This window comes from uncultured Sphingomonas sp. (assembly GCF_946477935.1).
GTDB lineage: Bacteria > Pseudomonadota > Alphaproteobacteria > Sphingomonadales > Sphingomonadaceae > Sphingomonas.
In genome coordinates this window covers 1-13,910 of the sequence record NZ_CAMLAC010000090.1, presented here as the reverse complement: position 1 = coordinate 13,910, position 13,910 = coordinate 1, and the positions used below count along the sequence as shown (strand labels likewise).

Below are 13,910 nucleotides of genomic sequence, written 5' to 3'. Positions count from 1 at the left end.
GGGTCGGCTGCGGCGGAACCTCGGTCGGGGGCTGAGTGGCCATCAATTCTCTCCTTGGTATGATGGGCAAACGCGCGGGCGCGCGGGCGGTTGCCTGTTCCTCTTGCTCCACCATGCCATGCTGATATAGACGCGCGCCCATCGGCAGTGTCCTGTGCGGGCGTGGCGGAACTGGTAGACGCGCTGGATTTAGGTTCCAGTATCGTAAGATGTGGGGGTTCGAGTCCCTTCGCCCGCACCAGTCCCGCCGCCCGGCGGGACGGAAAGCCGTCAAGAAATTTCTCCAGATTGAAGGCCTTAGGATGCAGACTGTCGAGACGCTGAACGAGGGGCTGAAGCGCGCCTACACGCTCACCATCACCACCCAGGACATCGACACCAAGGTCGATGCCGAGCTGAAGCGCCTCGCCCCGCAAATCCGCATGCCCGGTTTCCGCCCCGGCAAGGTGCCCGCGAATCTGGTGCGCAAGATGCACGGCCCGGCGCTGCAGCAGGACGCGCTGAACGCCGCGGTGCAGGAAGGCATCCAGTCGCTGATCGCCGACAAGGGCCTGCGCCCCGCGATGCAGCCGCAGGTGGAGCTGGGCGAGGGGTATGAGCCGGGCAAGGATGCGACGCTGACGGTGACGATGGAGGTGCTGCCGCAGGTGCCGGCGCCCGCGATCGACGGCCTGAAGCTGGAGCGTCTGACCGTGCCGGTCGCCGATGCGTCGATCGACGAGCAGTTGAAGAAGTTCGCCGAGCAGCAGAAGCGCTGGGACGATGCCGGCGACAAGGCCGCCGAGCAGGGTGACCTGGTCACCGTCGACTTCGTCGGCAAGACCGCCGACGGCGTCGCGTTCGAGGGCGGCACGGGCACCGACATGGGCGTCGAGATCGGATCGGGCCGTCTGATCCCCGGTTTCGAGGACCAGATCGTCGGCGTGAAGGCGGGCGAGGAGAAGCAGATCTCCGTCACCTTCCCCGAAGATTACCCCGCCAAGGACCTGGCCGGTCAGCCCGCGACGTTCGACCTGGTCATCAAGTCGGTGAAGACCGCCGGCGAGGCGACCGTCGATGACGAGATGGCCAAGAATCTGGGCCTGGAAGGCCTGGACCAGCTTCGCGAGCTGCTGAAGGGGCAGATCGAGCAGGAGCATAACGGCCTGACGCGCACCTATATGAAGCGCAAGCTGCTCGACCAGTTGGCCGAGGGGCATGACTTCGAAGTGCCGCCGTCGATGGTCGAGGCCGAGTTCTCGCAGATCTGGGCGCAGCTCGAGCATGAAGCGACGCACGAAGCCGATCCGGAAAAGGCCAAGGCCGAGATGGAAGGCGAGCGCGACGATTACCGCAAGATCGCCGAGCGCCGCGTGCGCCTGGGCCTGCTGCTGTCGGAAATCGGCCAGGCCAACGGCGTGGAAGTGACGAGCCAGGAGATGAACCGCCTGATCGCGCAGGCCGCGCAGCAGTACGGCGCGGAAGATCGCCAGCGCTTCATCCAGTACATCCAGCAGGAGCCGATGGCGGCAGCCCAGCTTCGTGCGCCGCTGTATGAGGACAAGGTCGTCGACTTCCTGTTCGGCAAGGCCGAGATCACCGATCGCGAGACCACGCGTGAGGAACTGGAAGCCGCGATCGAGAGCGAGGACGGCTTCGCGACCGGCACGCACATCCACAACCATGACCACGATCATGATCATGACCATCATGACCATGACCACCATGATCATGGGCACGATCATGACCACGACCACGGCACGCCGGTGGCCGAGACCGAGGTGACCGGCGACGCCGAAGACGCGCCGAAGCCGAAGGCCGCCAAGAAGAAGGCCGCCCCGAAGGACGAGGCCCCGGCCGCTGAAGGCGAGCCGGCGGCCAAGAAGCCGCGCGCCAAGAAGGCCGCGCCCGCCGAGGGCGAGGCGACGGACGCCGAGGATGGCGCCGAAGCCGCCCCCAAGAAGCCGCGCGCCAAGAAGGCCGCACCGAAGACCGAGGCGTAAGGCCTTGTTGGGCGGGGTTTCCTCCGGAACCTCGCCCGTTAGCGCTGCGGACGGATCACCCTCACCCTTCCGCGCCTGCGGCGCTCCCTCCCTCTCCCGGCGGGAGAGGGAAGGGGCCCATCGGCGAGGCCGATGGGAAGGGTGAGGGCGGATCGCCTGACCCAGAACTTTCCTTCCAGACAGGCACCCGCCATGTCCGCCGCTTCCCCCCGCATCGCCGTCCTGCTCCCGTGCTACAACGAGGAAGCCGCCATTGCTCAGACGGTTGCGGGGTTCCGTGCCGCGCTGCCGGATGCCGCGATCTACGTCTACGACAACAACTCGTCGGATCGCACCATGCAGGTGGCAGCGGCGGCGGGGGCGATCGTCCGGCGCGAGCGTATCCAGGGCAAGGGCGCGGTGGTGCGGCGCATGTTCGCCGATGTCGATGCGGACATCTATGTGATGGCGGACGGCGACGCGACCTATGACGCCGGGTCCGCGCCGGCGCTGGTCGCGCGGCTGGTGGACGAGCAGCTCGACATGATCGTCGGCCAGCGGGTGAGCGAGGCGGAACTGGCCTATCGCCGCGGGCACCGGTTCGGCAATGCGATGCTGACAGGTATGCTGGCGCGGCTGTTCGGGCGCAGCTTCTCGGATATCCTGTCGGGATACCGGGTGTTTTCCCGACGGTTCGTGAAAAGCTTCCCCGTGCTGTCGGTCGGCTTCGAGATCGAGACCGAGATCAGCGTTCATGCGCTTGAACTCAAGATGCCATGCGCGGAGGTGGCGACGCCCTATTTCGCGCGGCCGGAAGGGTCGGCCTCGAAGCTGAGCACCTATGGTGATGGCTGGCGCATCCTGCGCACCATCATGAAGCTGTACCGGATCGAGCGACCGATGTGGTTCTTCGGCGCGATCGGCGGGCTGCTGGCGGCCGTCGCGATCCTGCTCGCGGTACCGCTGATGCTGACCTATCTTCAGACACATCAGGTGCCGCGTTTTCCCACCGCGATCCTGTCGACGGGGTTGATGCTGCTCGCCGCGCTGAACCTGTTTGCCGGGCTGATCCTGGACACGGTGGTGCGCGGGCGACTGGAGGTGCGGCGGCTGGCCTATCTGTCCCACCCGGCACCGTCTGCCGGGGCTTGAACTCCGCTCGCGGTCACGCGACATAGGGGGCCTTCAGGGCATCAGAGAGAGTTTCATGCACAATCCGTTCGAGACCGGCGATTTCGCAAGCCCGCTGGCGCAGGCCGGCGTCGGTCTTCGGCAGACCCAGGCCGGTCTGGTGCCGATCGTCATCGAGCAGTCCAACCGTGGCGAGCGTTCGTTCGACATCTTCTCGCGCCTGCTGCGCGAGCGCATCGTGTTCGTGACCGGCGGCGTCGAGGACGGCATGGCCTCGCTCATCACCGCGCAGTTGCTCTTCCTCGAGTCCGAGAACCCGAAGAAGGACATCTTCATGTACATCAACTCGCCGGGCGGTGTCGTCACGGCGGGGATGGCGATCCATGACACGATGCAGTATATCCGTCCGCGCGTCGGCACCGTCTGCATCGGCCAGGCGGCATCGATGGGCAGCTTCCTGCTGGCCAGCGGCGAGCCGGGGATGCGCGTGGCGCTGACCAATGCGCGGATCATGATCCACCAGCCCTCAGGCGGTGCCCAGGGGATGGCGTCGGACATCGAGATCCAGGCCAAGGAAATCCTGCGTATCCGTCAGCGGATGAACGAGTTGTACGCCAAGTATACCGGTCAGCCGATCGAGGAGATCGAACGTCGCATGGACCGCGATACCTTCCTGTCGGCGGACGAGGCGAAGAATTTCGGCCTGATCGACGAGGTGTTCGACAAGCGGCCGGTGCCGAGCGAGGACGCCGCCGCGGCATGAGGCGAAACGGGATGAACCGTTCTGTGTAAACGGCTTATTTCGATTGTGCGTTTACCGGGGTGCGATACGATACGCACCCCACCAACGGAGCGTACCCCGATGTGGGTACGAGAGGTGATTGAATGACGAAACTGAGCGGTGGCGACTCCAAGAGCACCCTCTATTGCTCGTTCTGCGGCAAGTCGCAGCACGAGGTGCGCAAGCTGATCGCCGGACCGACGGTTTTCATCTGCGACGAATGCGTGGAACTGTGCAACGACATCATCCGCGAGGAGACGAAGTCGGCGCTGGTGTCCAAGAAGGACGGCGGCGTGCCGACTCCACAGGAAATCTGCAACGTGCTCGACGACTATGTCATCGGGCAGAAGCAGGCCAAGCGCGTGCTGTCGGTTGCGGTCCACAACCATTACAAGCGCCTGAACCACGGCGCCAAGGGCGCGGACGTCGAGCTCGCCAAGTCCAACATCCTGCTCGTCGGCCCCACCGGCTGCGGCAAGACGCTGCTGGCGCAGACGCTGGCGCGCATCCTAGACGTGCCGTTCACCATGGCGGACGCGACCACGCTGACCGAGGCCGGCTATGTCGGTGAGGATGTCGAGAACATCATCCTGAAGCTGCTCCAGGCATCCGATTATAATGTCGAGCGGGCGCAGCGCGGCATCGTCTATATCGACGAGATCGACAAGATCAGCCGCAAGGCCGAGAATCCCTCGATCACGCGCGACGTGAGCGGCGAGGGCGTGCAGCAGGCGCTGTTGAAGCTGATGGAGGGCACGACGGCCAGCGTGCCGCCGCAGGGTGGCCGCAAGCATCCGCAGCAGGAATTCCTGCAGGTCGATACGACGAACATCCTGTTCATCTGTGGCGGCGCCTTCTCGGGTCTCGAAAAGATCATCGGCGACCGTTTGCAGGGCAAGTCGATCGGCTTCGGCGCCTATGTGGCGGCACCCGAAGAGAAGCGCACGGGCGAGGTGCTGCGCCAGACCGAGCCGGAGGATCTGCTGAAGTTCGGCCTGATCCCCGAGTTCGTCGGCCGTCTGCCCGTGATCGCGACGCTGGAGGACCTGGACGTCGACGCCCTGGTCAAGATCCTGTCCGAACCGAAGAACGCGCTGGTCAAGCAGTACCAGAAGCTGTTCGAGATGGAGGAGGTGGAGCTGGGCTTCACCGACGACGCGCTGGTGACGGTCGCCAAGAAGGCGATCGAACGGAAGACCGGTGCGCGTGGCCTCCGCTCCATCCTGGAGGGGATCCTGCTCGACACCATGTTCGATCTGCCGGGCATGGACGGCGTGGACGAGGTGATGATCGACAAGGACGTAATCGAGGGCCGCAAGGAGCCGATCCGCGTCTATGCCGAGAAGAAGCAAAAGGATGGCGCTGCCGCCTGACGGTGCCAACCGGTTGAACGGGTAAGAAAAAGCGGTCCGCAAGGGCCGCTTTTTTTTTAGGGCAGGCGGTGTGCCTCTTGGCCTGTTTCCCGTCTCCCCAGCGGGGAGAGGGAGGGGCCCGCCGCGGAGCGGTGGGAGTGTGAGGGGCAGACCAGCAGGGCTGCACTGCTTGGCTACCCCTCACCCTTCCCGCTGCCGGCAATCCGGTCTGCCTTGCCTTATTCACGCCTTGTTTCGGAACGGGACAAGGCCCCCGAAGCGGCCCCATTTTGGGTGGATCGCAAAAGGTAAATGCGCCGTTAACGTTTGGCCATGACCAGACGTCTCGTTCTTACCAATGAAGCCGCCGGCCACCCGTTTCGCCGCAGCCTGCCGCCACCGCCACGCGCGCGCCGTGTGCGCAGCGACGACAGCGACTGGCGGCTGTTCGCGCTGAGCTTCGCAGCGTTCTTTACCTGCTTCTACAGCTTTATTTTCTGACGCCGCTGCAAGGCTCGTCACAGGCGCGGTGCAGCTTGTAGGCGAGCCAGGCGGACACCAGGCACATCGCCGCTACCACGAATAGCATGTCCTGCGGCGTGACGCCGAAGGAGGAGATGCCCAGCACCACCGCCGATCCGATCGTCATCGCGGCGCAGTTGACGATGTTGTTGGCCGCGACGGTGCGCGCGGTCTGGTCCTTCTCCACGGTGGTGGTGAGGAAGGCGTAGAGCGGCACGACGAACATGCCGCCGAACACCGCGATGGCGAGCAGGGCGAGCAGGATGCCGATCGCGCGCGGTTCGTGCAGGAAGGTGAGCCAGGTGTAGAGGGTGCCGGCGGGGGCCGGGGTCCAGTTGCGGCTGAGCAGCGAGAACAGCACCACGCTGGCCCCCATCGCGACTACCGAGGCGGGCGCATAGCGGGCCGAAATCTCGCCCTTCAGCAGCGTGTTGATGACCACCGATCCGATCGCGACGCCGACCGAGAAGGTGGCGATGGCGAGGCTGGCGACCTCCTTGTCGGCGGTCAGTACGTTCTTCACCAATGGCGGGAAGATGATGATGAGCATCGAGCCGATGCTCCAGAAGAAGCTGATCGCCACGATCGCCAGGAACAGGCGGCGGATATGCAGCGTCGCCGCGATCAGCCGCCACGAGGCGGTGAATGGGTTGTAGTTGACCTTCAGCGGCGGTCCTTCGCGCGGGGCGGGGGGAACCATGCGGCCGGTAATCCAGCCGAGACCTGCGACGGCCAGCACGGCGATGCCGGCGCCTTCCACCGAAATCCAGCCGGCGGTGACGGTGCCGAGCAGGATGGCGAGATAGGTTCCCGCTTCAACGAGACCGGTGCCGCCCAGCACATCGTCGGTCCCCAGATGCTGGGGCAGGATCGCGTATTTGATCGGCCCGAAAAAGGTGGAGTGGACGCCCAGTGCCAGCACCGTGCCGAGCATCAGCGACAGGCCAGCGGTGGTGTAACCCGCCTGTGCGATGAACAGGCCCGTCGCGCCGACCAGCATGATCGCAATCTCCGCGGTCTTCACCAAGCGGATGATGCGCGCCTTGTCATGGCTGTCGGCCAATTGTCCCGACAGCGCGGAGAGCAGCACGAACGGCACGATCGACAGGCCGGTGGCGAGCGCGTTGAAATTGGCTTCCTGATGCGCGTCGTTGAAGATCGTATAGGTGGCGAACAGCACCATCGACGTCTTGAACAGATTGTCGTTGAAGGCGCCGAGGAACTGGGTGACGAACAGCGGCAGGAAGCGCCGCCGCGTGAGAAGCCCGAGGGCGTTGAGCATACGAACGATAGCCCGATCGTGGCAGAAGGATGGCGGTACCCATAGCCGAGCCGGGGGCAGGACGCCAACCGCTTATAGACACGGGTGAAGGTTGGTCTCCGGGAAAAGGGTTTGTCCAGGGCAGAAGGGTGGTTAGAAGACGGGGATGCTCACGCTGCCCAACCTGCTGACGCTTTCGCGGATCGTGGCCGTGCCGCTTCTGGTCGGCCTGTTGTGGTGGCCGCACTGGACGCCCGGTTACGGCATCGCCTTCGCGCTCTACTGCCTGATGGGCATCACCGACTATTTCGACGGCTATCTGGCGCGCGCGCATGGCGCGGTGTCGAAGCTGGGCATCTTCCTGGATCCGATCGCCGACAAGATCATGGTGGCTGCGGTCATCCTGGTGCTGGTGGGCACGCATGACATCGAGGGGGTGGACGTCGTCGCCGCGCTGATCATCCTGCTGCGCGAGATCGCGGTATCGGGCTTGCGCGAGTTTCTGGCGCAGTTGCAGGTGTCCGTGCCGGTCTCGCGGTTGGCGAAGTGGAAGACGACGCTGCAACTGGTCGCGCTGGGCGGGCTGATTCTGGGCGGTGCGCTGCCGGGATGGGCGTGGGTGAAGGATGTCGGGCTGGTGTCGCTATGGCTGGCGGCGGCGCTGACGCTGGTGACGGGGTGGGATTATCTGCGCGTCGGCCTGAAGCACATGGATTGACGGCGATGCCTATTCAAATGCTGTATTTCGCCTGGGTGCGCGAGCGCATCGGCGTGGCCGGGGAACAGGTGACACCACCCGATGACGTTCGCGACGTGGCGGGGCTGATCGCGTGGCTGGCCGGACGGAGCGCGGGCCATGCGGAAGCCTTTGCAGACCCGGCGCGGCTGCGTGCGGCCGTGGATCAGGACTTCGTGGCGCTGGACGCGCCGATCGCCGGGGCGCGCGAGATCGCGGTCTTTCCGCCGGTGACGGGCGGATGATCCGGATCGTGGTGGCGCCGCAGCCGATCGACCTGGCGAGCGAGATCGCGGCGGCAGAGGCAGACGGCGCCGGGGCGGTGGCGACCTTTACCGGGCTGGTGCGTGCGGATGACGGCGTCGATTGCCTTGAACTGGAACATTATCCCGGTGCCACCGAAGCGGCCTTGCGGCGCGTGGCGGAGAGCGCGGCGGAACGCTGGTCGTTGCAGGGCGCCACGATCGTGCACCGGGTGGGGCCGATGCGGCCCGGCGAGCGGATCGTGTTCGTCGCGGCGGCTGCTCCCCACCGGGGCGACGCGCTGGCGGCCTGTGCCTATCTGATCGACCGGTTGAAGACCGATGCCCCGTTCTGGAAGCGCGAGACGCGCGGGGGGGCGTCGTCCTGGGTCGAGGCGCGGGACAGCGATACGGCGGCGGCCGCGCGGTGGAGCGCGACCGGGACGGAGTGATCCGCCCCGGCCGGCCATGGATCAGCCGATCTTGGGGATGCTGATGCCGTTGGTCAGGTGGACGACACCGTTGGTTGCGCGGACGTCGGCCTGATCGACATAGGCCTTTTGGCCGTTCACGTCGGTCAGCATGATGTTGCCATTGGGGCCGAGCTGCGCGGTGAGCGGCTGTCCAGCGAGTGTGGTGAGCGTCGCGGTGCCGCCGCCGGCGGTGATCTGCTGCTTCAACTGGTCAGCGGTCAGCGCGCCCGAGACGATGTGATATTTGATGATCGTCTCCAGCGCCGGCTTGTTCTCCGGCTTGGACAGCGAATCGATCGCACCGGCGGGCATGCGGCTGAAGGCATCGTCGCTGGGGGCGAAGACGGTGAACGGGCCGGGACCGGCGAGCTGAACATCGAGGCCAGCGGCCTTTACCAGACGGGCAAGCGTCGCGCGGCCGGGCAGCGTCGGCAGTGCCTGTGCGAGTGTGGTCGTCGGCGCAGCGGTGGTGGCGCCGGTCGCGGGCGTGCCGGGCGCGACAGGTGCCGTGCCGGTTGCCGGCGCGGTTCCCGTCGTGGGCGCGGCCGGTGCGGTCTGTGCAGGCGCGGTGGTCTGCGCCGGGTTCGTCGTCGCAGGCGCGGCGGGCGCAGGAGCCGTGGTCTGCGCCGTAGCGCCGGCGGCGAGCATCAGCGACGCGGCGATCGCGGTCGAGGAAAGACGGACGTTCATCAACAGGGTCTCCCGTGGTTATGCGGTGCAGCGTGCATCACGCCGCACCGACGTGTAAAATTCCAAGGCCATGGCGCGCGGCGGGGCGAACCGCCGGCGGGGCGGGTGCCATCACCCCAGGTTGGGGACGAGCACGCCGTTCACGACATGGACCAAACCGTTGGACTGTCGCGCATCTGCGACTTCGACATAGCTCTTGTTGCCGTTCACATCGGTCAGGGTGATGACCGACTGCGTCATGGTGGCGGTAAGCGGATCACCCGCCAGCGTGGTGAGCGTGGCCGTGCCGCCCCCGGCGGTGATACGCGCGGTCAGCTCCTGCGCGGTCAGGTTGCCGGCAACGATATGGTAGCGCAGCAGCTTGGCGAGCGAGGCGCGGTTGGCCGGGAGCAGCAACTGGTCCTGCACGCCGGGTGCCAGGCGCGCAAAGGCGGCGTCATTGGGGGCGAAGACGGTGAAGGGACCGGGGCCGGCAAGCGTTGCGGTCATCTCGGCCGTTCGCAGCACATTTGCCAGCGTGGAAAGGGCGGGGGCTGCCGCGATATTGTCGGCAATGGTGCGTGTCGGGGTCATGGTCGCGCCACCGACGACGGGGTTGGTGGGCGCGGTGACCGGCGCCGTGTCTGCCACCGGTGCATCCGATGGCGCGGCCGCCTTGTCCCGATCCTTGCCGCATGCCGCGAGCGACATCGCCATGCCAAGAAGGGCCAGACCAAGCCGAGGACGCATCAGAACGCGCAAATGTCGATCTCCAATGATGTCGCACGACGAACATGCAACCGATGTGGAGATAAGACGAAGATGACCGGTTTTGGTTGCAGAACCGAAACATGAACGGTGCCGCGTTCCCCCGAGATCAGCGCGCGTCGGCGAGCACCTGCGCGAGCAGTCGGAAGTCCTTTTCCCGCGGTGACGCACGGCGCCAGACCAGCGCGATGCTGCGTACCGCATTGGCGGCATCGAGGGGGCGGGCCGAAATGCTGGTGTTGTTCAGAATGCCGGCGCGCACCGCCATTTCAGGCAGCATCGTCATGCCGAGGCCGTTATCGACCATCTGGACGATGGTGTGGAGCGAGGTGCCGAGCATCGTCGCCTCGGCCCGGATTTCGGGCCGGTTGCACGCGGCGAGCGCGTGATCCTTCAGGCAATGGCCATCCTCCAGCAGCAGGAGGCGGGTCTCGTCGATCGCCGACACCGGGATGCGGGGCGTGGGCTGGTCGATGTCGATCGCCTGGAACGCGACAAACAGCGGATCCTCGAACAGCACCTGGCTGGTCACCTCTCCGCATGAATAGGGCAGGGCGAGCAGGACACAGTCGGTGCGGCCGTTATGCAGCCCTTCGCAGGCGGGGCCGCTCGGTTCTTCGCGCAGAAAGAGCTTCAGATCGGGATATTGCTCGCGCAGGTGCGGCAGGATGCGGGGCAGCATGAAGGGGGCGATCGTGGGAATCACCGACATGCGCATTTCGCCGGACAGCGGCCGGCCGGCAGCGCGGGCCATGTCGCCGAGCTCGTCCGCTTCGCGCAGGACACGGCGCGCCTTTTCCGTGATCCGCTCGCCCAGCGAGGTGAAGCGGACGACGCGGCGGGTGCGCTCCACCAGGGTGACGCCGATCAGCGTTTCCAGCTCGCGCAGGCCCGCCGACAGGGTGGACTGGGTGACGTAGCACGCCTCCGCCGCGCGGCCGAAATGGCCGTGGTCCTTCAGTGCGACCAGATACTGCAACTGCTTGAGCGTAGGGAGATAGGTGGCGGCCATACATGCCAGATACCCGGTTCGCCCGGCGATGCCAGCCGCTTTCGTGGCCGGCGTCGCCGGGCGTGTGCGATCAGGCGAGGGCGCGATAGAGGCCGTAGATGCTGGTGAGCGTGAGGATCGTACCGACGAGGGCGAGCAGCGTCTTGGCGGGCACCCGCTTGGCGAGGAGCGCGCCGAAGGGGGCGGCGACGACGCCGCCGATCAGCAGGCCGACCGTGGCGAGCGTGAAGGCGGCAAGGCCCAGTTGGGTGATGAAGGTGATCGAGATGGTCAGCGTGAGGAAGAATTCGGCGGTGTTGACGGTGCCGATCGTGGTGCGCGGGGTGGCACCCTGCACCAGCAGGTTCGAGGTGACCACCGGCCCCCAGCCGCCGCCGCCCGCCGCATCCAGGAAGCCGCCGACGAGCCCAAGCGGCTCCACCACCTTCGGTTCCTTGTTGTGCGGCGGGTAATGGAAGGCGCGAACGAGCAGATAGATGCCGATCAGCGTCAGATAGCCGAGGATGAACGGCTTCACCGTCGCGGCATCGATATTGGACAGGACATAGGCACCCAGCGCGCCGCCGATGACGCCAGGGATCATGAGGCGCAGGAACAGTTTCCAGTTCACGTTGCGATGCAGGGCGTGACTGATCCCCGAAACGGCGGTGGTGAAGGTTTCCACAGTATGGACACCGGCCGATGCCGCGGCGGGCGGCACCCCCAGGCTGAGCAGCAGCGTATTCGAGATGACGCCGAACGCCATGCCCAGCGCTCCATCGACCACCTGCGCGGCAAAACCGACGGCGATAAAAGGTACGATGTCGATCAGGTTCACGCTCGTCGGGTCCATCGATGATCCTTGTCCTGTCGCGGGGCTACCGCCTTTGGCCTACAGCAAGCGCGAACGCCTACAACAAAGATAGACTTTAGCGCCATGCCCGTGGGGAACGGTCGGTTGGCGGGCGATATCCGCGACACGTCTGGATTTCGAGCGCGCAGGTGCATAGATGCACGCCACCTTGTGGAAGGATGCGCGCATGCCGAGCCGTCTGGTGGCTTATCTCGATTCGATCCGGTCGCGCGATCCGGCCCCGCATTCGCGCGCCGAAGTGCTGACCTATCCGGGGGTGTGGGCGCTGGCCGGGCATCGGATCGCCCATCGGTTGTACAGGTCCCGCCAGTATTTTCTGGCGCGCTGCGTGAACCACATGACCCGGTTCCTGACCGCGATCGATATTCATCCCGGCGCGACGATCGGCCGCAACTTCTTCATCGACCATGGTTTCGTGGTGATCGGCGAGACGGCGCAGATCGGCGACGACGTCACCATCTATCAGTGCGTCACCCTGGGCGGAACCAGCCCGGACAATGGCGTGGCGGGCAAGCGGCACCCGACCTTGCTGGACGGAGCGATCATCGGATCGGGCGCGCAGGTGCTGGGGCCGATCACGGTCGGGCGGCGGGCACGGGTGGGCGCCAATGCGGTGGTCACCAAGGACGTGCCCGAGGGCGCGGTGATGGTCGGCATCCCGGCACGCGCGACGATGGTGGAGGGCGGTGCCGCGCCGGAGCCGCGCTTCGTGCCCTATGGCACGCCCTGTTCGGATATGTTCGACCCGCAGACGCAGAAGGTGGAAATGCTGCGCTGCGAGCTGGAGACGATGCGTCGGCGGCTGGACACGCTCATTGCCGAGCAGGATGAACGGCGCGACCGGGCCTGATGGGGGTCGTACCCTTTCCCGCGGCACCGTTGCAGGTCGGCTTTGACCGGCTGGAACTCACACGCATCCTGGACCTGTATGGCCGCATGGTCGCGGCGGGGCACTGGCGCGACTATGCGATGGATTTTCACCGCGACGTGGCGATCTTTTCCGCCTTCCGCCGCGCCGCCGAGCGGCCCGAGTTCCGCATCGAGAAGCGTCCCGCTCTGCGCCAGCGCCAGGGCATGTGGGCGTTGATCGGCGAGGGCGGGGCGGTGCTGAAGCGCGGGCATGAACTGGGGCCGGTGCTGGCGCCGGTCGAGCGCCGGTTGATGAAGCTGGTGGAGGAATAGGCCGGACCCGTCAGGTCGCGGCCATTTCCACCGGGGGCAGGCGGCGGCCGGCATTGCCGAGCAGGCCGACGACGCGGCGGCGCATCGGGTGCCAGAAGACCGACAGCGACAACAGCGCGGAGCCGATGACCAGCGCGGTGAACGCCGCGGACAGTTCGACCGCGCCGGCGGTGCGGAACAGCGATCCCAGCGCGAACAGGACATAGACCAGGCTGGAGACGAGCAGCGCCCGCCGGTCCACCGCCAGCGCGACGAAGCCGAACACCGCGTAGAGCGCGAGCGCCGCGACGGCGGTGTCGACGCCGCTCTGCTCGCCGAAGACGCCGAGCATCTGGAAGACCGGATGCGCGATCATCGGCGCCGCGGTGAGATGCAGCCAGAAGGCGACATCGGCGCGGCGGGTACGCCGCGCCGGGTCCGACAGGTCCCAGCGCATGGCCAGCGCGAAGATTGCGAGCCCGGCAATGAAGAGCAGGAGCCACACGGAATTTTGGAGGCCGGGTGCGATCGCCAAAAGAGTGCCGAGCAATAATGCGGCAACCGCGCAGGCGCCTGCCGCTACGGTGATCGGCACCATGAACCGGCGCCAGTGCAGCCAGGCGGCCGCGGTCGCGCCCAATGCCGCGGCGGCGGTGACCACGCCGACCATCCGATCGCTGCCGCTTTCCATCATCGTGGACGTAAGGGCCGAGGTCAGCGCGGTGGCTATGCTGAACGCCACGCCACCGACAAAGGCGGCAAGCAGCAGAATGCTGGGCAAGGCCATGCGACGACGGGCGGTGAAGACGATCGCCAGCGCCCAGGCGGCCGCCGCGACCAGGGCGCCGGGCCACGGCGTCGCGATCGATTCGCCGATCTGGGCGACGGCGACGAGCAGCAGGACGAGCGCGATCGAGACGAAGATGTCGTTGAAGCCGGTGAGCAGCCGGAAATGTTCTTCATCAACTGCAGGCGCATGCCGCTCCGC

At 66.3% G+C, this 13,910-nt stretch carries 16 protein-coding genes and 1 tRNA gene; 11 read left to right on the top strand and 6 right to left on the bottom strand.

From position 1 onward, the window contains the following. Positions 1-156: 156 nt before the first annotated feature. The 6 genes from Q0U08_RS10980 to Q0U08_RS10955 all read left to right on the top strand — a co-directional run bounded on the left by Q0U08_RS10980 (position 157) and on the right by Q0U08_RS10955 (position 5,726). Positions 157-241, top strand: a tRNA-Leu gene (locus Q0U08_RS10980). A 61-nt stretch (positions 242-302) separates the two neighbouring features. Beyond that, entirely contained in the window at positions 303-1,982 is a 1,680-nt protein-coding gene (gene tig / locus Q0U08_RS10975) for a trigger factor (protein ID WP_298091488.1), read from the top strand. 192 nt (positions 1,983-2,174) lie between these two features. Continuing rightward, a complete protein-coding gene (locus Q0U08_RS10970; protein WP_298091487.1) occupies positions 2,175-3,113 on the top strand; it encodes a glycosyltransferase family 2 protein in 939 nt (312 codons plus the stop codon). Between the two features lie 55 nt (positions 3,114-3,168). After that, a complete protein-coding gene (locus Q0U08_RS10965) occupies positions 3,169-3,855 on the top strand; it encodes an ATP-dependent Clp protease proteolytic subunit (protein WP_298091486.1) in 687 nt (228 codons plus the stop codon). Between the two features lie 122 nt (positions 3,856-3,977). Further along, positions 3,978-5,246, top strand: coding sequence for an ATP-dependent Clp protease ATP-binding subunit ClpX (gene clpX / locus Q0U08_RS10960; protein WP_298091485.1), 1,269 nt, complete (start codon positions 3,978-3,980; stop codon positions 5,244-5,246). Between the two features lie 312 nt (positions 5,247-5,558). Then, positions 5,559-5,726, top strand: coding sequence for a hypothetical protein (locus tag Q0U08_RS10955; protein ID WP_298091484.1), 168 nt, complete (start codon positions 5,559-5,561; stop codon positions 5,724-5,726). Here Q0U08_RS10955 and Q0U08_RS10950 read toward each other — a convergent pair. Beyond that, on the bottom strand, positions 5,716-7,029 hold the full coding sequence (locus tag Q0U08_RS10950) for an MFS transporter (protein WP_298091483.1): 1,314 nt from the start codon (positions 7,027-7,029) through the stop codon (positions 5,716-5,718). The two genes, Q0U08_RS10955 and Q0U08_RS10950, sit on opposite strands and share 11 nt — an antisense overlap. 145 nt (positions 7,030-7,174) lie before the next feature. Here Q0U08_RS10950 and pgsA point away from each other — a divergent pair, with 145 nt between their 5' ends. Genes pgsA through Q0U08_RS10935 form a run of 3 tightly spaced genes read left to right on the top strand, consistent with a single transcriptional unit; the run spans position 7,175 to position 8,438 of the window. Then, positions 7,175-7,726, top strand: coding sequence for a CDP-diacylglycerol--glycerol-3-phosphate 3-phosphatidyltransferase (gene pgsA / locus Q0U08_RS10945; RefSeq protein WP_298091482.1), 552 nt, complete (start codon positions 7,175-7,177; stop codon positions 7,724-7,726). A gap of 5 nt (positions 7,727-7,731) precedes the next feature. Beyond that, positions 7,732-7,989 (top strand): molybdopterin converting factor subunit 1, encoded by a 258-nt coding sequence (moaD, locus tag Q0U08_RS10940; RefSeq protein WP_298091481.1) that lies wholly within the window; start codon positions 7,732-7,734, stop codon positions 7,987-7,989. Further along, complete coding sequence (locus tag Q0U08_RS10935; protein ID WP_298091480.1) at positions 7,986-8,438, top strand: molybdenum cofactor biosynthesis protein MoaE; 453 nt, start codon at positions 7,986-7,988, stop codon at positions 8,436-8,438. The genes moaD and Q0U08_RS10935 overlap by 4 nt, the downstream gene beginning before the upstream one ends. Before the next feature lie 21 nt (positions 8,439-8,459). Here Q0U08_RS10935 and Q0U08_RS10930 read toward each other — a convergent pair whose 3' ends face one another. From Q0U08_RS10930 to Q0U08_RS10915, 4 genes are all read right to left on the bottom strand, one after another. After that, positions 8,460-9,149: a fasciclin domain-containing protein gene (locus Q0U08_RS10930; protein WP_298091479.1), complete on the bottom strand. Its 690-nt coding sequence runs from the start codon at positions 9,147-9,149 to the stop codon at positions 8,460-8,462. A gap of 111 nt (positions 9,150-9,260) precedes the next feature. Further along, positions 9,261-9,845: a fasciclin domain-containing protein gene (locus Q0U08_RS10925; protein ID WP_298091478.1), complete on the bottom strand. Its 585-nt coding sequence runs from the start codon at positions 9,843-9,845 to the stop codon at positions 9,261-9,263. A 160-nt stretch (positions 9,846-10,005) separates the two neighbouring features. Beyond that, the gene (locus Q0U08_RS10920) at positions 10,006-10,908 is read right to left on the bottom strand and encodes a hydrogen peroxide-inducible genes activator (protein ID WP_298091477.1); all 903 of its coding nucleotides are present in this window, start codon (positions 10,906-10,908) and stop codon (positions 10,006-10,008) included. Between the two features lie 70 nt (positions 10,909-10,978). Continuing rightward, a complete protein-coding gene (locus Q0U08_RS10915; protein WP_298091476.1) occupies positions 10,979-11,740 on the bottom strand; it encodes a sulfite exporter TauE/SafE family protein in 762 nt (253 codons plus the stop codon). A gap of 187 nt (positions 11,741-11,927) precedes the next feature. On the opposite strand from Q0U08_RS10915, the gene epsC reads away from it, so the two are divergent. Both epsC and Q0U08_RS10905 read left to right on the top strand, forming a co-directional pair. Continuing rightward, positions 11,928-12,611: a serine O-acetyltransferase EpsC gene (gene epsC, locus Q0U08_RS10910; RefSeq protein ID WP_298091475.1), complete on the top strand. Its 684-nt coding sequence runs from the start codon at positions 11,928-11,930 to the stop codon at positions 12,609-12,611. Beyond that, the gene (locus tag Q0U08_RS10905; RefSeq protein ID WP_298091474.1) at positions 12,611-12,943 is read left to right on the top strand and encodes a DUF2794 domain-containing protein; all 333 of its coding nucleotides are present in this window, start codon (positions 12,611-12,613) and stop codon (positions 12,941-12,943) included. Before epsC ends, Q0U08_RS10905 begins: the two co-directional genes overlap by 1 nt. A gap of 10 nt (positions 12,944-12,953) precedes the next feature. On the opposite strand, the gene Q0U08_RS10900 is transcribed toward Q0U08_RS10905, so the two are convergent. Then, positions 12,954-13,910, bottom strand: a 957-nt coding sequence (locus Q0U08_RS10900) for a hypothetical protein (RefSeq protein ID WP_298091473.1), incomplete at its 5' end; no start/stop codon positions are given.